This window comes from Agromyces sp. GXQ0307 (genome assembly GCF_044769845.1).
In the GTDB taxonomy this organism is placed as follows: Bacteria; Actinomycetota; Actinomycetes; order Actinomycetales; family Microbacteriaceae; genus Agromyces.
The window spans coordinates 386,156-403,461 of record NZ_JBIZVY010000003.1 but is presented as its reverse complement, the minus strand read 5'-3'; the positions used below and the strand labels follow the sequence as shown (position 1 = coordinate 403,461).

Here is a 17,306-nt window from a genome sequence, read left to right as displayed (position 1 = left end):
ATCATCGCCGAGGCCTGTGGACACGCGGTGGAACGCCGCGTGCGGGCGATGACGCACCTCGACCCGCCGCCGCGAACGCGACGACGGGTCGGTCGACGATGGGGCGACTCAGCCGCCGACGGCCTTCAGCCACGCCCGGCGGGCGTCGAGCGCCTCCCGCGCCGCGGCGACGGCCTTCGCATCGCCGGCGGCCTCGGCCTCGGCGAGCTCGGCCTCGAGCTTCGCGATCGCATCGTGCAACTGGCCGAGCATGCCCTCGGATCGCGCCTTCTTCTCGGGGTCCTCGCGCTCCCAGCGCTCGTCCTCGAGGCCGCGCACGTGGTTCTCGACCTTTCGGAGACGGTCCTCGACGGTCCGGACCTGATCGCGCGGCACGCGCCCGATCTCGTCCCAGCGGCGCTGGATGCCGTTGAGGGAGGCGCGCGCGGCGCGTGCGTCCTTCGAGGAGAGCAGCGCGTCGGCCTCGTCGAGCAGTGCCAGCTTCTGCGTCAGGTTCGCGCGGTACTCCTCGTCGTCCTTCGCATCGATCTCGGCCTTGGCCTGGAAGAGCACGTCGCCCGCAGCCTTGAACTTCGCCCAGAGTGCGTCGTCGACCTTCTTGCCTGCGCGGCCCGCCTGCTTCCACTCGTCGAGGAGCGACCGGTACTCGACCACCCCATCGGCGCCGCGCGGGGCGAGCGCCTCGGCGCGCTCGATGAGGCGCTGCTTGCGCTGTCGCACCTCCCGGTGGGCCGCGTCGAGCTCGGCGAAGAACGCCTTGCGGTGCTGCTCGATCGTCGAACGCGCGGCGCGGAACCGCTTCCAGAGTTCGTTCGCCTCCCCCTTGGGCAGGCGTGGGCCCTCCTGCTGGTGCTGCTGCCAGCGCGCGAACAGGGCGTCGAGCTCGGCGGAGGTCTGCTTCCACTGGGTCTTCGACGGGTCCTGCGCAGCGAGGGCCTCGGCCTCCTCGACGATGCGGGTCCGTTCGGTGATCGCGTCGGCGAGCGCGGCCTTGGCTTCGGCCTGCTGCTGCGCGGTGAGCTCCTGCGTCGTGCCGGAGAGCGCCTCGAGCCGGCGCGTGAGCGACTCGAGGTCGCCGACGGCGTGAGCGTCGGCGACGCTCGACTGGAGCGTGGCGACGGCCTTGGCGACATCCGCTGCCGGTGCACCGCGTCGCACCCGCTGCTCGAGCAGTCCGACCGCGCCCGCGAGGTCGGCGTACTTGCGCTCGAAGTACGCCAGCGCCTCTTCAGGCGTCGCGTCGGGGTACTGCCCGACCTCGCGCTCGCCCTCGCTGGTCCGCACGAAGACGGTGCCCGTCTCGTCGACGCGGCCCCACGGTTGCTGTGCTGAATCGGTCACGAACTCACCCTGTCGTCGTGCGGATGCCGCGTGCGCGGCGGATGACGGCATCAAGCCTATTGCACCCCCGAGGACCGTGTCCGTCGAGCGGAGGCACGCGGACGCCGCCGCTCACTCCACGACGAACGACGTGATGCTCACCGGGCGCACCGGGGCGCCGTCGGTCGCGTCGTCGGCGACGCCCTGGTCGGTGATGTCGGTGCGCAACGCGTCGAGGCCGTCGGTGACGCGGCCGATCACGGTGTATCCGCCCGCGGCGTCCGACGGGATCGTCGAGTCCTCGTAGACGATGAAGAACTCGCTGCCCTGGCTCTCGGCGGCTCCGCCCTGCCGGGCCATGGCGATGGTCCCGGCGGGGTAGACGTCGTCGGCGGGGGCGTTCTCGATCGGACCGTAGCTGTAGCCCGGACCGCCCGAGCCGTCGCCGTTCGGGTCGCCGCACTGCAGCACGAAGATGCCCTCGGTGGTGAGGCGGTGGCAGAGGAGTCCGTCGTAGAAGCCGGAGTCGGCGAGGCTGACGGTGCTGGCGACCGCCTGCGGCGCCGCGGCGCCGTCGAGTTCGATCGAGAGCGTGGTGTCGTTGAGCGTCAGCGCACCGACCCACGTGCGGTCCTCGGCCAGGTCGGGGGAGGGGACCTCGGCGGCCTCGGCGCTCGGCGTCGGCGTCGGAGTGGGTTCCGCTTCCGGCGTTCCGGGACCGCCGGAGAAGTAGAAGAGCTGTGCCGCGGTCGCGAGCGTGAGGATCACGACGAGCGCCACTCCGGCGATCACGTTGTCGCGCGTCCGGCGACGCACCGCGCGGCGGTGGACCTCCTGGCGGGCCTGGTAGGTGCGGAGGCGCGAGCGCTCCTCGCGCGCCTGACGGTCGTTCGTTGCCACGCTGCTCCTTCGGGGGAATCCTGCGGAGGAGAGCCTACGCAACCGCGGCATTCGCGGGCGAATCGGGGTCGCGAAGGGGGAGTGGCCGTGTCCGTGCCCGCGATTACGCTGGTCGGCATGGTGGATTCGGTCCAGGGGTTGCGCACGGGTGCGACCCCCCTCGCGGTGCGCATGCGCCCGCGGAGCCTCGACGAGGTGGCCGGCCAACGGCACCTGTTGACGCCGGGTTCGCCGCTCGTGGCGCTCGCCGCCGACCGGACGGGGGAGTCCGGGGCGGTCTCGGTCATCCTGTGGGGACCACCGGGCACCGGCAAGACGACGCTGGCCCAGGCCATCGCGCGCTCGTCGGGGCGCAAGTTCGTCGAGCTGTCGGCGGTCACGGCGGGCGTCCGCGACGTCCGCCAGGTGATGGACGCGGCCCGTGCCGACCGCGACCTGTACGGCGTCTCGACGGTGCTGTTCCTCGACGAGATCCACCGCTTCACGAAGGCTCAACAGGACGCGCTGCTGCCGGGGGTCGAGAACGGCTGGGTGATCCTCGTCGCGGCGACGACCGAGAACCCGTCGTTCTCCGTGATCTCGCCCCTGCTGTCGCGATCGCTCCTGCTCACCCTCGAGACGCTCGACGACGACGACCTCGCGCTGCTCGTCGACCGGGCGGTGGCCGATCCGCGCGGCCTCGGCGGGCGGGTCGAACTCGTGCCCGAGGCGCGTGCCGCGATCGTCCGGCTGGCGTCGGGCGACGCGCGGCGGGCCCTCACCGCGCTCGAGGCGGCGTCGACCTCGGCCCTCAGCGCCGAGACCCGCGAAGCAGCGGATGCCTCCGGCGAGGCCGCCGGTGCCGACGGGAACGACGGCGACGATGGGGGCGCGGGCGGCGACGCGGAGCGCGAGGACGGCGCAGCCGACGGCGACCGGATCCCGCAGTCGGCGCCGGTCCCGCTGATCACCCCCGAGATCGTCGCGCGCGCCGTCGATCGCGCACTCCTGCGCTACGACCGCGACGGCGACGAGCACTACGACGTCATCAGCGCCTTCATCAAGTCGGTACGCGGCAGCGACGTCGATGCCGCACTGCACTACCTCGCCCGGATGATCGAGGCCGGCGAGGACCCGCGGTTCATCGCGCGTCGCATCATCGTCCTCGCATCGGAGGACATCGGCATGGCCGACCCGACCGCGCTGGGTGTCGCGGTGGCCGCGGCCGATGCGGTGCAGTACATCGGCATGCCCGAGGGGCGGATCCCGCTCGCCCAGGCCGTGGTGCACCTCGCCACGGCACCGAAGTCGAACGCCGCCTACGTCGGGATCGACGCCGCACTCGCCGACGTCAGGGCCGGTCGCGCCGGCCGGGTCCCGACGCACCTGCGCGACGCGCACTATCCCGGTGCGAAGCGTCTCGGCCACGGAACGGGGTACGCCTATCCGCACGACGACCCCATCGGCGTGGTCCCGCAGCAGTACCTGCCCGACCCGCTCCGCGGGGCCGTGTACTACACGCCGACCGAGCACGGCAACGAGCGCGAGGTGTCCGCTCGCCTCGCGAAGCTCCGTCGTATCGTGCGCGGTGAGCGCTGACGGGCCGCTCATGGTAGGATCGACGCTGGCCTGAAGCCAGATTCTCGCGTGCGGCTGCGCGGTCTCCACGGCGAAGGGATGCGACCTGTAGCCGGTCGCCCCGTGGCGAACCCCTCTGAACATCGTCTTTCCGGCGCTCGGCGCGCCCGGAACCACACCGTTTGAGAATCCTCCGAAAGGACATCGTGACCAACCAGTCCCGTAGCAAGACCCGCCTCTCCCGTGCGCTCGGCGTCGCCCTCACCCCGAAGGCCGCCCGCTACATGGAGAAGCGTCCGTACGCTCCCGGTGAGCACGGCCGCACCAAGCGCAAGCAGGACTCCGACTACGCCGTGCGCCTCCGCGAGAAGCAGCGTCTGCGCGCCCAGTACGGCATCCGCGAGAAGCAGCTCCGCATCGCGTTCAACGAGGCCCGCCGCACCGACGGCCTGACCGGTGAGAACCTGGTCGAGCTGCTCGAGATGCGCCTCGACGCGCTCGTGCTCCGCGCCGGCTTCGCCCGCACCATCTCGCAGGCTCGCCAGTTCGTCGTGCACCGCCACATCACCGTCGACGGCAAGCTCGTCGACCGTCCGTCGTTCCGCGTGAAGCCGGGCCAGGTCGTCGGCGTCAAGCAGCGTTCCGAGGGCACCGAGCCCTTCCAGGTCGCGGCGGCCGGCGGCCACGTCGACGTGCTCCCCAAGACCCCGGGCTACCTCGAGGTCGAGCTCGACAAGCTGCAGGCCAAGCTCGTGCGTCGCCCGAAGCGCGCCGAGGTGCCCGTCACGTGTGACGTCCAGCTCGTCGTCGAGTACTACGCCGCCCGCTAGTCGGCGGTTCGCCCGAACGGGGTCGCGGTTCGCCGCGACCCCGTTCGTCGTCTCCCCGCGGCATCCGTGGCACGCCCTAGACTGGGGGGATGCGTGCGCACTGCGCGGCGCAACGACCCTTCGAGGAGTGAGACGTGAAGAGCATCCTGTGGTTCACCGTCGGCGTCGCGGCCGGGTTCGCGGTCGCGCACCAGGTCAACCGCACGGCGCAGGGCCGTGAGTTCTTCGAGGGGATCGACGCCAAGGCGCGGGCCTTCGGCCGCGCCGTCGCAGAGGGCTACCACGCACGCGAGGCCGAGCTCCGGGCGGCCGACGACCACTAGTCGCGGCGCGCGACGCACCCCGCGCCGGGCGCGGGACGTTCCATCAACCCCACGAACCAGAACGGAACCATGCAGACTGCCGAGATCCGCCAGCGCTGGCTTGACTTCTTCGCCGCGCGGGGCCACACCGTCGTGCCGTCGGCCTCGCTCGTCTCCGACGACCCGTCGCTGCTGTTCACGGTCGCCGGCATGGTGCCGTTCGTGCCCTACCTCACCGGGGTCGTGCCCGCGCCGTATCCTCGTGCCACGAGCGTCCAGAAGTGCATTCGCACGAACGACATCGAGGAGGTCGGCAAGACCCCCCGCCACGGCACGTTCTTCCAGATGAACGGGAACTTCTCCTTCGGCGACTACTTCAAGGAGGGGGCGATCACGGCAGCGTGGGAGCTCCTGACGACCTCGGAGGCCGAGGGCGGCTACGGCTTCGACCCGGACGACCTCTGGGTCACGGTCTACGAGGACGACGACGAGGCGCGCGAGATCTGGAAGCGCGTCGCAGGCCTGCCCGACGAGCGCATCCAGGGCCTCGGCAAGGACACGAACTACTGGCACACCGGCCAGCCCGGACCGGCGGGGCCCTGCTCGGAGATCTTCTTCGACCGAGGCCCCGAGTACGGCATCGACGGCGGCCCGGCCACCGACGACGACCGGTACGTCGAGATCTGGAACCTCGTGTTCATGCAGTACCTCATCGCCGACGTGAAGTCGAAGACCGACTTCACGATCGTGAAGGAGCTGCCGAAGAAGAACATCGACACCGGCATGGGCCTCGAGCGCGTCGCGTTCATCAAGCAGGGCGTCGACAACATGTACGAGATCGACCAGGTCCGGCCCGTGCTCGACGAGGCCGCGCGGCTCTCCGGCCGCCGGTACGGCGCCGATCATGAGGACGACGTCCGCATGCGTGTCATCGCCGACCACGTCCGCTCGTCGCTCATGCTCATGAGCGACGGCGTGACGCCCTCCAACGAGGGCCGGGGCTACATCCTCCGTCGCCTGCTCCGCCGCAGCATCCGCGCGATGCGCCTGCTCGGCGTCGAGGGGCCGACCTTCCGCGAGCTGTTCGCTGCATCGCGCGACGCTATGAAGGCCGCGTACCCCGAGGTCGCGACAAGCTACACGCAGATCGAGCAGCTCGCGCTCGGCGAGGAGGCGACCTTCCTCCGCACGCTCACGGCGGGCACGGCGATCCTCGACACCGCGGTGGCGAAGACGAAGGCGGATGGCGCGGAGCGCCTCGCAGGCGACACCGCGTTCCTCCTGCACGACACCTACGGCTTCCCGATCGAGCTTACGCTCGAGATGGCGGAGGAGGCGGGGCTCGCGGTCGATCGTCAGGCGTTCGACACGCTCATGGCCGACCAGCGCTCGCGCGCCAAGGCCGACGCGAAGTCGAAGAAGAAGGTGCTCGCCGACCTCTCGGTCTACAGCGATTTCCGCGCGAAGGGCGAGACCGTCTTCACCGGCTACACCGACCTCGTGACCGACTCGAGCGTGCTCGGCATCCTCGTCGACGGCCGACCGGTCGCGGCGGCGTCGGCCGGCCAGACGGCCGAGGTCATCCTCGCGGAGACCTCCCTGTACGCCGAGTCCGGCGGTCAGGCACCCGACCAGGGGCGCATCGTGGGCGACGGCTTCGAGCTGCAGGTGCTCGACGTGCAGAAGCCCGTGAAGGGGCTCATCAGCCACACGGTCAGGGTGACCACCGGCGAGGTCGGCGTCGGCGTCCCGGCGACGAGCATCGTCGACGAGGACTACCGTCGTGGGGCGACGCAGGCGCACTCGGGCACGCACCTCGTGCACGCGGCGCTCCGCCAGGTGCTCGGACCCACCGCGCACCAGTCCGGGTCCTTCAACAAGGCGGGCTACCTCCGACTCGACTACGGGTGGAACCAGGCGCTGTCGGCCGAGACGCGCAGCGAGATCGAGGAGGTCGCCAATGGCGCCGTCCGCGAGAACCTCGAGGTCCTCACCCGCGAGATGCCCATCGACGAGGCGAAGGCGCTCGGGGCGATGGCGCTCTTCGGCGAGAAGTACGGCGACGTCGTCCGGGTCGTCGACATCGGCGGCCCATGGTCCCGAGAGCTCTGCGCGGGCACGCACGTCGCCCGCAGCGCCGAGATCGGCATGATCAACATCGTCGGCGAGTCCTCGGTCGGCGCGTCCAACCGTCGCGTCGAGTCGCTCGTGGGCCGGGATGCCTTCGCCCGATTCGCCGCCGAACGCGCCCTCGTGCAGGAGCTCACCGGCACGCTGAAGACGCGTCCGGAACTGCTGGTCGACCGAGTCGGCGAACTCGTCGCGAACCTGAAGGCCGCCGAGAAGAAGATCCAGGCGTTCGAGTCGAAGGCACTGAACGATCGCGTGCCCGATCTGGCGTCGAAGGCCGAACGGGTCGGCGAGATGCTGCTCGTCACCGAGGCGGTCGGGAAGCTCGGCTCCGGCGATGAGCTGCGCTCGCTCGCGACGGCCGTGCGCGCCAGGCTGGGCGACGCGGCATCCGTCGTCGCCCTCGTCGGCGAGGTGGGCGGCAAGCCGCTTGCGATCGCGGCCACGTCGCCCGCTGCTCGCGACGCCGGTGCGAACGCCGGCGCGATCGCGAAGGCCATGGCCGGGGCGCTGGGAGGCGGGGGCGGTGGCAAGCCCGACCTCGCGCAGGGCGGCGGCACCGACCTCGGGGCGATCCCGACCGCGCTCGCGGCGGCACGTACCGCAGCGGGAGCCTGATCGTGCGACCCGGTGCGCGTCTCGGCATCGACGTCGGCCGAGCGCGCATCGGCGTGGCGCGCTGCGATCCGTCGGCGATCCTCGCCGTTCCCGTCGAGACGGTCGCGCGCCGCGCCGACGACGACGGCTCCGACGTCCGTCGCGTGCTCGACCTGGCCGCCGAGTACGGGGCCGTCGAACTCGTGGTCGGGAACCCGCTCTCGTTGTCGGGGCGGGCGACGGCGTCGACGGCCGATGCCGTCGGCTTCGCCGAGCGGCTCGCGGAGGCCGGGGCGTCGGTGCGCCTCGTCGACGAGCGGATGTCGACGGTGAGCGCGCAGCAGGCGTTGAGATCCGCGGGGAAGTCCGCGAAGAAGCAGCGTCCGATCATCGACCAAGCCGCAGCCGTTATCATTCTGCAACACGCCATCGATGCCGAGCGGGCATCGGGTACCGCCCCCGGACGCACCATCCCCGTCGAGGAAGGCCCCTGACCTCGTGACCCAGCTCCCCCCAGAGCGTCGACGCAGCTCCGACTCCGCGCCGCCGTCGCCCGATGCGCAGCCGTCGGCGCCGATGACCCGCCGGCAACTGCGCGAGATGGAGCAGCGGCAGGCCGCGGAGGCCGCCCAGCGCCTCGCCGCCATGGAGGCGCGCCGTGCTGCGGCCGATGAGGCGGAGCTCGCGGCGGAGGCGGAATGGCGCGCCGCGCAGGCGGCGCAGCGTCCCGACCCGCAGGTCCGGAGCCGGCAGGAGATGCCCCCGCCGCAGCCGGCTCGCGTCGCGCCGAGCGGCCCGACGCGACTGCCGGGCCAGCACCCGGACACGCCGCCGGCGCGCGAGCCGGTCGGACGCCGGGGCGACGAGGCGATCCGCGGGTACGGGACCGACGACGCTGCGTTCCGCTCCGCCGACGAGACGCTCGCAGCGTCATCCGCAGCCCCGCTCGGCACGGGAGCCGGAGTCGCCCCGGAGGAGTGGCCGCCGACCGGCGGGCGCGGCATCGTGACCGAGACCGACCCCCACGACCAGGACCCGTTCGCCGACTGGGGCGACGACGTGTCGCGCCCGTCCCGGTCCGACCGACGAGCTGCTGCGGCGTGGGAGTTCGAGGAGCACGAACGGGAGCCGAACCGCCGTCGGCGCGGCGCATGGGGGTGCCTCATCGCGTTGATCGTGCTCGGCGCGCTCGTCGCGGGCGCCGCGTTCTTCCTCCAGGGGCCGATCACCTCGCTCATGGAGCGCTTCCAACCGCCCGAGGACTACACGGGTGCCGGCAGCGGCGAGGTCGTCTTCATGATCAACGAGGGCGACGGCGGCGAGACGATCGCGGCCAACCTCGAGGAGCAGGACATCGTCGCCTCGTCCGAGGCGTTCATCGAGGAGGTCACGAGCCGGTCCGAGCAGCCGATCTTCTACCCCGGCGCCTACCGGATGGCCAACCAGATGAGCGCCGAGGACGCGCTGGATGCGCTGCTCGACCCCGAGAACAAGCTCGAGAACACGTTCGTGATCCAGGAGGGGCTGTGGGCCCGCGACGCCCTCGCGAACGCCGCCGCCGCGACGGGGATCCCGATCGAGGAGCTCGAAGCCGCGGCATCCGACCCCCAGGCACTCGGCCTGCCGGCCGAGGCCACGAGCGTCGAGGGCTTCCTCTTCCCGGCCACCTACACCTTCGGACCCGACGTCACCGCCGAGGAGGTCGTGCAGACCCTCGTCGACCGGTCGTTCCAGGCACTCGACGAGGCCGGGGTCGCACCGGAGGACCGCTGGGAGACCGTGATCATCGCCTCGATGATCGAGCGCGAGGCCGGCTCGGAGGAGGACGCCTACAAGGTCTCGCGCGTCATCCGCAACCGACTCGACCCGAACCAGTTCCCGTCGCAACTGCTCCAGTTCGACTCGACCGTGCACTACGGCACCGGCGACGACACGGTCGTGACGACCACCGACGCCGAGCGGGCCGACGCCTCGAACCCCTACAACACGTACCTGCACCCGGGCCTTCCGCCGGGGCCGATCGGCAACCCGGGCGACGTCACGATCGACGCCGCCCAGAACCCCGCAGACGGGCCGTGGCTGTACTTCGTCACGGTGAACCTCGAGACGGGCGAGACCGTGTTCTCGGCCACGCTCGAGGAGCACGAGGCGGCGGTCGAGGAGTTCCTGCGCTACCTCGACGAGAACGGATAGCGAGCGATGGCGACGACGCCCGGCGACACGAACCCGACCACTCCGACGCGCCCCGTCCGACTCGCCGTACTCGGGTCGCCGATCGGGCACTCGATGAGCCCGACGCTGCATCGGGCGGCGTACGAACGGCTCGGACTCGACTGGCGCTACGACGCGATCGAGGTCCGATCCGGCGGGTTCGCCGAGTTCCTCCGACGCCTCCGGGGCGACGCGGATGCCGCCTGGCGCGGCCTCTCGCTGACCATGCCCCTCAAGCACGAGGTACTCGACCACCTCGACGGCGCCGACCGGCTCGTGGAGCTCGCCGGCGCGGCCAACACCGTGCGGTTCGCCGAGGACGGCTCGCTCCAGGGGTTCAACACCGACATCGGCGGCATCGCGCGCACGCTCGGCGAGGCCGGCCTCGAACGGGTCCACCGGGCGGTGCTCATCGGGGGCGGCGCGACGGCGTCCTCGGCGCTCGTCGCGATCGCCGAGCTCGGCGCGGCCGAGGTGGACGTGCTCGTGCGCGACCCGGACCGTGCGGTCGGCGTCCGGGAGCTCGGACGACGACTGGGGCTCGTGGCCCGCGTGCGCCCGCTCGCGGAGCTCGCCGACGCGTCATCCGCCGAGCTCGTCGTGAGCACCGTGCCGGGCGGCACCGATCTCGGCGTCTCGCCGTCCGACGCCCTCATCGGGTCGGCGGTTCTGCTCGACGTCGCGTACGAGCCGTGGCCGTCCGCGCTCGGCGCCGCGTGGCTCGAACGCGACGGACGGGTGACCCACGGGCTCGGGATGCTGCTGCACCAGGCGCTGCTCCAGGTGCGCATCTTCACCTCCGGCGACCTGTTCGAGCCGCTGCCCGACGAGGCCGCGGTGCTCGACGTCATGCGCCGGAGCCTCTGACGCCGCTGTGGGAGGATGGTGATCATGCTCCGTTGGCTCACCGCCGGGGAATCGCACGGCCCCGAACTCGTCGCGATCCTCGAAGGCCTCCCCGCAGGCATCCCCGTCTCCCTCGACGACCTCCGCGCCGACCTGGCGCGACGCAAGCTCGGCTACGGCCGTGGTGCGCGCATGAAGTTCGAGCAGGACGAGCTGGCCGTCTCGGGCGGCGTCCGCCACGGCCTGACGCTGGGCAGCCCGGTGGCACTGCGGATCGGCAACACCGAGTGGCCCAAGTGGCAGCAGGTGATGAGTCCCGAACCGGTCGACGCCGACGCGCTCGGCCGCGGCCGCGGTGCGCCGCTGACGCGCCCGCGCCCGGGCCACGCCGACCTCGTCGGCATGCAGAAGTACGGCTTCGACGAGGCCCGGCCGGTGCTCGAGCGCGCGAGCGCGCGCGAGACCGCGGCCCGCGTGGCGCTCGGCGCGGTCGCGAGAGCGTTCCTCGCGGAGCTCGGCATCCGCCTCGTCTCGCACACGGTGGCCATCGGCCCGGTGCAGGTCCCCGAGGGCAGCCCGCTGCCCATGCCCTCCGACGTCGACCGGCTCGATGCCGACCCGCTCCGGTGCTTCGATGCGGCGACGAGCGAGCGGATGGTGGCCGAGGTCGACGCCGCGCACAAGGAGGGCGACACGCTCGGCGGCGTCGTCGAGGTGCTCGCGTACGGCCTCCCGCCGGGCCTCGGCTCGCACGTGCACTGGGACCGCCGCCTCGACGCGCAGCTTGCGGCCGCCCTCATGGGCATCCAGGCGATCAAGGGGGTCGAGGTCGGCGACGGGTTCGAGACGACCCGCCGGCGCGGATCGGCGGCGCACGACCAGTTGCACCTCGCCGACGGCCGGATCGTGCGTGCGAGCGACCGCGCGGGCGGCACCGAGGGTGGCATGTCGACCGGGACGGTGCTGCGCGTCCGGGCCGGGATGAAGCCGATCGCGACCGTGCCGCACGCGCTCCCGACGATCGACGTGGCGACCGGTGAGCCCGCGCCCGCGCATCACCAGCGCTCCGACGTCTGCGCCGTGCCGGCGGCGGGTGTCGTCGGCGAGGCCATGGTCGCACTGACCCTCGCGAACGCGGTGCTCGAGAAGTTCGGCGGCGACTCGGTCGGCGAGACGCGGCGCAACCTCGAGGGGTACCTCGCCGCCATCCCCGACGCGCTGGCGAGCGAGGTCGCCGACGGCGCGGTCCGTGCCTGAGCCGTCCGCATCGGACGTCGTGCCGGGCGCTCCGCGCCCGGTGCCGCTGCCGATCGTGCTCGTCGGGCCGATGGGGTCGGGCAAGTCCCGGGTGGGGGCCCGCCTCGCGGCATCCCTCGGCGCCCCTTTCGTCGACACCGACCAGCGCATCGTCGAGCGCCACGGCCCGATCGAGCAGATCTTCGAGCACCACGGCGAGGCGGGCTTCCGGGCGTTCGAGCGCGAGGTGGTCGCCGAGGCGCTGCGCGAGGAGGCGGTCGTCTCGCTCGGTGGCGGCGCCGTGCTCGACGCCGGCACCCGTGCCGACCTCGCCGGTCTCGCGGTCGTCCGGCTCGACGTGAGGCCCGAGGCCGTCGCGCCGAGGCTCAGCGGCGGCACCCGGCCGCTGCTCGCCGACGGCGGGCTCGAGCGCTGGATCCGCATCCGCGAGGAGCGCCGCCCCCTGTACGACGAGGTCGCCGGCCTCAGCATCGACACCACGCGTCGCTCGGTCGCGCGGATCGTCGAGGAGATCACCGAGTGGGCAGGAGGACGCGCATGAGCGAGCACGAGGCGACCGTGATCCGGGTCGGCGGCGAGGAGGGCTACGACGTGCGCATCGGCCGCGGCGTCGTCGACGGACTCGCCGAGGCGATCGGGTCGGCGGCCCGCAAGGTCCTCATCGTGCACCCGGCCACGCTCGGCGCGCGCGCCGCGGCGCTCCGCGAGTCGCTCGCGGACCGATTCGAGGTCCTGCTCGCCGAGGTCCCGGACGCCGAGCAGGCCAAGCGGGTCGAGGTGGCGGCGTTCTGCTGGCAGATCCTCGGGCAGGCCGACTTCACGCGGACCGACGTGGTCGTCGGATTCGGCGGTGGCGCGATCACCGATCTCGCGGGCTTCGTCGCCGCGACGTGGCTCCGCGGCGTCCGTATCGTGCAGGTGCCGACGACCGTGCTGGGCATGGTCGACGCGGCGGTCGGCGGCAAGACTGGCATCAACACGAACGAGGGCAAGAACCTCGTGGGCGTCTTCCACGCGCCGGCCGAGGTGCTGTGCGACCTCGAGGTGCTCGACACCCTGCCGAAGAACGAGATCCTCGCCGGCTTCGCCGAGATCGTGAAGGCCGGGTTCATCCGCTACCCCGAGATCCTCGACGTGATCGAGGCCGACCCGGAGGCCGCGACGGACCCGACGACATCCGAGTTCCGGCGGGTGGTCGAGCTCGCGATCCGCATGAAGGCCGACGTCGTCTCCGAGGACTTCCGCGAGGCGGGCCTCCGCGAGATCCTCAACTACGGGCACACGCTCGGCCACGCGGTCGAGCACGCCGAGCGCTACCAGTGGCGGCACGGAGCCGCCGTCGCGGTCGGCATGGCCTTCGCTGCCGAGCTCGGCCGTCTCTCGGGGCGCCTGTCCGACGAGGTCGCCGACCGGCACAAGCGCGTGCTCGACCTGCTGAGCCTGCCGACCTCGTACCCGGCGGGCCGTTGGAACACGCTTCTCGCGACCATGCAGCGCGACAAGAAGTCCCGGGCCGGCCAGCTGCGCTTCATCGTGCTCGACGACCTCGCGAAACCGACGGTCATGCTCGCGCCCGACCAGTCGCTGCTCTTCGCGGCATACCAGGAGATCGCGTCCTGAGGGCCCGTGCGGGCGCCGGGTCGGGCGACGGATGCCGCGCCGCTAGGCTTCGGGCATGACCACGATCCTCGTCCTGAACGGCCCCAACCTCGGCCGGCTCGGCACGCGCGAGCCCGAGGTGTACGGTTCGGAGACGCTCGCCGACATCGGCGCGGGCCTCGCGGCATCCGTTCCCGACGGCGTGGAGATCGACCTGCGGCAGACCGACGACGAGGGCGAGCTCATCGGATGGATCCACGAGGCCGTCGATCGCCGGCTGCCGGTCGTGCTGAACCCGGCTGCGTTCACGCACTACAGCTACGCGCTGCGCGACGCGGCCGCCCAGCTGACGACGGCCGGCGTGCCGCTCGTCGAGGTGCATCTCTCGAACCCGCACGCGCGCGAGGCGTTCCGGCACACGAGCGTGATCTCGGGTGTCGCGTCGGGGGTCATCGCGGGGTTCGGTGCCGAGTCGTACCGGCTCGCCGTCGACTGGGTCGTGCGCGCTGCCCTGCGCTCGCCCAGCTGAGTCGACTACACTCGATCAGTCGCATGCCCTTCGGCGTGCCCAGAGACTTCCCTCCATCGAACGGAAAGCACTTCCATGGCATCCACCGCTGACATCAAGAACGGCGTCGTCCTGAACATCGACGGCCAGCTCTGGAGCGTCGTCGAGTTCCAGCACGTCAAGCCCGGCAAGGGCGGTGCGTTCGTGCGCACCAAGCTGAAGAACGTCGTCACCGGCAAGGTCGTCGACAAGACGTACAACGCGGGTGCCAAGGTCGACATCGAGAACGTCGACCGTCGCGACTTCACCTACCTCTACAACGACGGCGACGGCTTCGTCTTCATGGACCAGACCGACTACGACCAGCTCACCGTTCCCGCGGCGACCGTCGGCGACGCCAAGAACTTCATGCTCGAGAACCAGGCGGTCACGATCGCGCTGAACAACGGCAACCCCCTCTACATCGAGCTCCCGGCCTCCGTCGTGCTCGAGATCACCTACACCGAGCCCGGCCTGCAGGGCGACCGCTCGACCGGCGGAACCAAGCCCGCGACGGTCGAGACCGGCTACGAGATCCAGGTCCCGCTGTTCCTCGAGACCGGCACCAAGGTCAAGGTCGACACCCGTTCGGGCGACTACCTCGGCCGTGTGAACGACTAGTGAGCGCCCGCACGAAGGCGCGCAAGCGCGCCCTCGACATGCTGTACTCGGCCGACATGCGCCAGGTCCCGGTCGAGCAGGTGCTCGTGGCCGAGGCCGAGCGGGCCGTGAACGAGCCCGAGCGCCAGGCGTCCTGGCTGTACGCCCGCGAGATCGTCGACGGCATCGTCGACCACCGCGAGGAGATCGACGAGCTCATCACGACGCACTCGCGCGGCTGGACGCTGGAGCGGATGCCGGCCGTCGACCGGGCGCTGCTGCGCATCGGCGTGTGGGAGATCGTCTACAACGACGAGGTGCCCGACCCGGTCGCGATCTCCGAGGCGGTCGAGGCCGCGACGGTGCTCTCGACCGACGACTCCGCGGGCTTCGTGAACGGCCTCCTCGCGGCCGTGTCGCAGGCGAAGGGCTGAGCCCGGGCGCGACGCGTCCGCGGTGGTCGGCCGCCGGCGCTCCGTTCCGGATCCGCTGATGCCGCAGCCCGCTCGTTCCGGCGAGGGTCAGGCCGCGGCGCGCTCGTTCCGTCGACCTTCGACGAGCGCCATCGTGTGCTCGACCACCTCGCGGGGGCCGTCGTGCGCCCGCAGCGCGCGGCCGATCGCCGCGGCCCGCTCCCGATAGGACGGGTCCGACGAGAGCCGCCGCCAGGCGCGGAGGATCGCCCGGGGCGTCGGCGTGCCCGTCCGCAGGTCGATGCCCGCGCCCGCCCAGCCGACGCGCGCCGCGATGACGGGCTTGTCGATGTCGCCGCCGGCGACGATGAGCGGGATGCCGTGGGAGAGCGCCGCCAGCACGCCACCCCAGCCGCCGTTCGTGATCATGGCCTCGAGGCGCGGGAGGAGGGCGGCGTAGTCGACGAGCCCGGCCACGTAGGCATTCGGGGGTGCCGGGAACGGCAGGTCGGGGGCGTCGGCGCGTCCGGTCGTCGCGACGATCGAAACGGGCTGCCGGCCGAGCGCCGCGAAGGCGGGGCGGATGAGGTCGTCCGGGTCGACGTTCAACGTGCCCTGCGTGACGTGCACGACGGGTCGGTCCTCCGGCAGTTCGCTCCACCAAGTCGGCGGGTCCGGCCGGATCGATCCGGTCGGTGCGAGCGCGCCGACGAACTCGATGCGGACGGGCCACGAGCGGCGCGGGAACTCGAGTTCGGGAACGCCAGACGCGCAGACGAGGTCGGGGGAGTGCCAGGCGGCCTCGAGCGGCGCGTCGGTCGGCGGAAGGCCGGATGCCGCGCGCTGCGCGTCGTAGGCACGCTGCACGCCGCGCGCGCCGACCGCGAGGACGGCGTTCAGCACCCGGTCGCGGAGCCGCCCGAGCGGTCCTCTCGCGGGGAGCAGCGGGAGGATCGGCGGCGGCAGCTCGGGCGTGGGGATCGAGAGCGGGACGATACTCACCGTGACGGACGGCGTGCCGGTGCGCTCCGCGGCGAAGTGCGTGCCGAGGCTCAGCCCGTCGGCGACGATGACGTCCCAGGGGCGATCCGCGTAGGCGGCGACGAGATCGTCGCCCTGCGCGGCCCCGGTCCCGACGAACAGGTGCTCGACGTTGGCGAGCAGCTGGCGTGGACCCTTGCGGTCCCGCAGCGCGGGGAACGTCGCGGCGATGTCGTGCTCGTCGAAGTCCGGCGCGGCCGACCAGGTGACCACCGCCGCGCCGAGTGCGGCGAACCGGTCGGCGTAGGCGCGCCCCGTGTAGACGCGGACCCGATGCCCCGCTTCGACGAAGGCGGCGGTCACGGCCGCGAGCGGTGCGACGTGGCCCGCGAAGGGCATGACGGCGATCATGACGTCGGCCATGCGCCATTGCAGCACGTGCTGCAATGGCGGCGCCAGACCTCCGCGGCAGGATCCCCCGGACGGGGGTGGAGTGCGGGTCCACCCGGAGCACGGCACCGGGCCTTCCCCCGACGGGAAACGGGGATGTCCCTCCGCGGGTTCCCGCGCGCGCACTGATCCGGGGGAGCGTCTCCGGTCGTTCACTGGGACATGTCGCACTCCGCGGCATCCATCACCCCCGCACTCGACCATCGCTCTGGAAGGAGCACTCCGTCATGACCACCTTCTCCGCTCACGGACTGCAGCAGGCCGGCGCACGACGCACCGTCGACCACCGGTCGCTCGCCGTCCGCCTGGCCGACGCCGAGGGCGCCCTCACCGCGTTCCTCGAGCGCTGGAGCATCCCCGCGCTGCGGGTCGCGCTCGGCGCCGTGTTCGTCGTCTTCGGCGCGCTGAAGTTCTTCCCGGGTGCCAGCCCGCTCGAGCCGCTCGTCGAGGCGACCTGGGGCGTGCTCACGTTCGACCTCGTGGGTGGGCAGATCGCGCTCGTGCTCACGGCCGTCATCGAGACCACGGCGGGCCTGCTGTTGATCTCGGGCCGATTCGCCCGGGCCGGGCTCGTCGTCCTCGCCGTGGCGTTCGTCGGCATCCTCTCGCCGATCGTGTTCTTCACCGACCAACTGGTCACGGCCGCCGGCCCGACGCTTCTCGGCCAGTACGTCGCCAAGAACTTCGTGCTCATCGCTGCGGCGCTCGTGATCGCCTCCCGGGTGCTGCACGGCCGCACCGGAACTCGGTGAACGGGCGGGACGAT

17 protein-coding genes are annotated in these 17,306 nt (G+C 72.1%); 14 read left to right on the top strand and 3 right to left on the bottom strand.

Going from position 1 to position 17,306, the window contains the following annotated elements; all coding sequences use genetic code 11:
* Positions 1 to 108 precede the first annotated feature (108 nt).
* Entirely contained in the window at positions 109 to 1,341 is a 1,233-nt protein-coding gene (locus ACIQH8_RS11910; protein ID WP_400998834.1) for a DUF349 domain-containing protein, read from the bottom strand.
* Positions 1,342 to 1,452: 111 nt separating this feature from the next.
* On the bottom strand, positions 1,453 to 2,220 hold the full coding sequence (locus ACIQH8_RS11905; RefSeq protein WP_400998831.1) for a peptidylprolyl isomerase: 768 nt from the start codon (positions 2,218 to 2,220) through the stop codon (positions 1,453 to 1,455).
* A 117-nt stretch (positions 2,221 to 2,337) separates the two neighbouring features.
* Here ACIQH8_RS11905 and ACIQH8_RS11900 point away from each other — a divergent pair, with 117 nt between their 5' ends.
* The 13 genes from ACIQH8_RS11900 (at position 2,338) to nusB (ending at position 15,130) form a co-directional block, all read left to right on the top strand.
* Positions 2,338 to 3,798 (top strand): replication-associated recombination protein A, encoded by a 1,461-nt coding sequence (locus ACIQH8_RS11900; RefSeq protein WP_400998829.1) that lies wholly within the window; start codon positions 2,338 to 2,340, stop codon positions 3,796 to 3,798.
* A 182-nt stretch (positions 3,799 to 3,980) separates the two neighbouring features.
* Positions 3,981 to 4,607, top strand: a complete 627-nt coding sequence (gene rpsD / locus ACIQH8_RS11895; RefSeq protein ID WP_400999812.1) for a 30S ribosomal protein S4 — start codon at positions 3,981 to 3,983, stop codon at positions 4,605 to 4,607.
* A gap of 134 nt (positions 4,608 to 4,741) precedes the next feature.
* Entirely contained in the window at positions 4,742 to 4,930 is a 189-nt protein-coding gene (locus ACIQH8_RS11890; protein ID WP_400998827.1) for a hypothetical protein, read from the top strand.
* Positions 4,931 to 4,999: 69 nt separating this feature from the next.
* Entirely contained in the window at positions 5,000 to 7,657 is a 2,658-nt protein-coding gene (gene alaS / locus ACIQH8_RS11885; protein ID WP_400998824.1) for an alanine--tRNA ligase, read from the top strand.
* 2 nt (positions 7,658 to 7,659) lie between these two features.
* On the top strand, positions 7,660 to 8,130 hold the full coding sequence (ruvX, locus tag ACIQH8_RS11880) for a Holliday junction resolvase RuvX (protein WP_400998821.1): 471 nt from the start codon (positions 7,660 to 7,662) through the stop codon (positions 8,128 to 8,130).
* 4 nt (positions 8,131 to 8,134) lie between these two features.
* A complete protein-coding gene (gene mltG, locus ACIQH8_RS11875) occupies positions 8,135 to 9,829 on the top strand; it encodes an endolytic transglycosylase MltG (RefSeq protein ID WP_400998818.1) in 1,695 nt (564 codons plus the stop codon).
* 6 nt (positions 9,830 to 9,835) lie between these two features.
* Entirely contained in the window at positions 9,836 to 10,714 is an 879-nt protein-coding gene (locus ACIQH8_RS11870; protein ID WP_400998815.1) for a shikimate dehydrogenase, read from the top strand.
* Positions 10,715 to 10,738: 24 nt separating this feature from the next.
* The gene (gene aroC / locus ACIQH8_RS11865) at positions 10,739 to 11,950 is read left to right on the top strand and encodes a chorismate synthase (protein ID WP_400998813.1); all 1,212 of its coding nucleotides are present in this window, start codon (positions 10,739 to 10,741) and stop codon (positions 11,948 to 11,950) included.
* Positions 11,943 to 12,491 (top strand): shikimate kinase, encoded by a 549-nt coding sequence (locus ACIQH8_RS11860; RefSeq protein WP_400998811.1) that lies wholly within the window; start codon positions 11,943 to 11,945, stop codon positions 12,489 to 12,491. The genes aroC and ACIQH8_RS11860 overlap by 8 nt, the downstream gene beginning before the upstream one ends.
* Complete coding sequence (gene aroB / locus ACIQH8_RS11855; protein WP_400998808.1) at positions 12,488 to 13,570, top strand: 3-dehydroquinate synthase; 1,083 nt, start codon at positions 12,488 to 12,490, stop codon at positions 13,568 to 13,570. Before ACIQH8_RS11860 ends, aroB begins: the two co-directional genes overlap by 4 nt.
* A gap of 55 nt (positions 13,571 to 13,625) precedes the next feature.
* On the top strand, positions 13,626 to 14,078 hold the full coding sequence (locus ACIQH8_RS11850) for a type II 3-dehydroquinate dehydratase (protein WP_400998806.1): 453 nt from the start codon (positions 13,626 to 13,628) through the stop codon (positions 14,076 to 14,078).
* A gap of 75 nt (positions 14,079 to 14,153) precedes the next feature.
* Positions 14,154 to 14,717, top strand: coding sequence for an elongation factor P (gene efp, locus ACIQH8_RS11845; protein WP_400998804.1), 564 nt, complete (start codon positions 14,154 to 14,156; stop codon positions 14,715 to 14,717).
* Positions 14,717 to 15,130: a transcription antitermination factor NusB gene (gene nusB / locus ACIQH8_RS11840; protein WP_400998801.1), complete on the top strand. Its 414-nt coding sequence runs from the start codon at positions 14,717 to 14,719 to the stop codon at positions 15,128 to 15,130. Before efp ends, nusB begins: the two co-directional genes overlap by 1 nt.
* 87 nt (positions 15,131 to 15,217) lie before the next feature.
* Here nusB and ACIQH8_RS11835 read toward each other — a convergent pair whose 3' ends face one another.
* Positions 15,218 to 16,513: a glycosyltransferase gene (locus ACIQH8_RS11835; protein WP_400998799.1), complete on the bottom strand. Its 1,296-nt coding sequence runs from the start codon at positions 16,511 to 16,513 to the stop codon at positions 15,218 to 15,220.
* Positions 16,514 to 16,767: 254 nt separating this feature from the next.
* Between ACIQH8_RS11835 and ACIQH8_RS11830 the strand changes: the two genes are divergently transcribed.
* A complete protein-coding gene (locus ACIQH8_RS11830; protein WP_400998797.1) occupies positions 16,768 to 17,292 on the top strand; it encodes a DoxX family membrane protein in 525 nt (174 codons plus the stop codon).
* Positions 17,293 to 17,306: the final 14 nt, after the last annotated feature.

Coding starts and splice junctions, on each gene's coding strand:
- aroB (WP_400998808.1), top strand. CDS start 12,488: ATGAGCGAGCACGAGGCGACCGTGATCCGGGTCGGCGGCGAGGAGGGC.
- ACIQH8_RS11900 (WP_400998829.1), top strand. CDS start 2,338: ATGGTGGATTCGGTCCAGGGGTTGCGCACGGGTGCGACCCCCCTCGCG.
- aroC (WP_400998813.1), top strand. CDS start 10,739: ATGCTCCGTTGGCTCACCGCCGGGGAATCGCACGGCCCCGAACTCGTC.
- ACIQH8_RS11850 (WP_400998806.1), top strand. CDS start 13,626: ATGACCACGATCCTCGTCCTGAACGGCCCCAACCTCGGCCGGCTCGGC.
- ACIQH8_RS11835 (WP_400998799.1), bottom strand. CDS start 16,513: ATGGCCGACGTCATGATCGCCGTCATGCCCTTCGCGGGCCACGTCGCA.
- ACIQH8_RS11830 (WP_400998797.1), top strand. CDS start 16,768: ATGACCACCTTCTCCGCTCACGGACTGCAGCAGGCCGGCGCACGACGC.
- ACIQH8_RS11870 (WP_400998815.1), top strand. CDS start 9,836: ATGGCGACGACGCCCGGCGACACGAACCCGACCACTCCGACGCGCCCC.
- alaS (WP_400998824.1), top strand. CDS start 5,000: ATGCAGACTGCCGAGATCCGCCAGCGCTGGCTTGACTTCTTCGCCGCG.
- efp (WP_400998804.1), top strand. CDS start 14,154: ATGGCATCCACCGCTGACATCAAGAACGGCGTCGTCCTGAACATCGAC.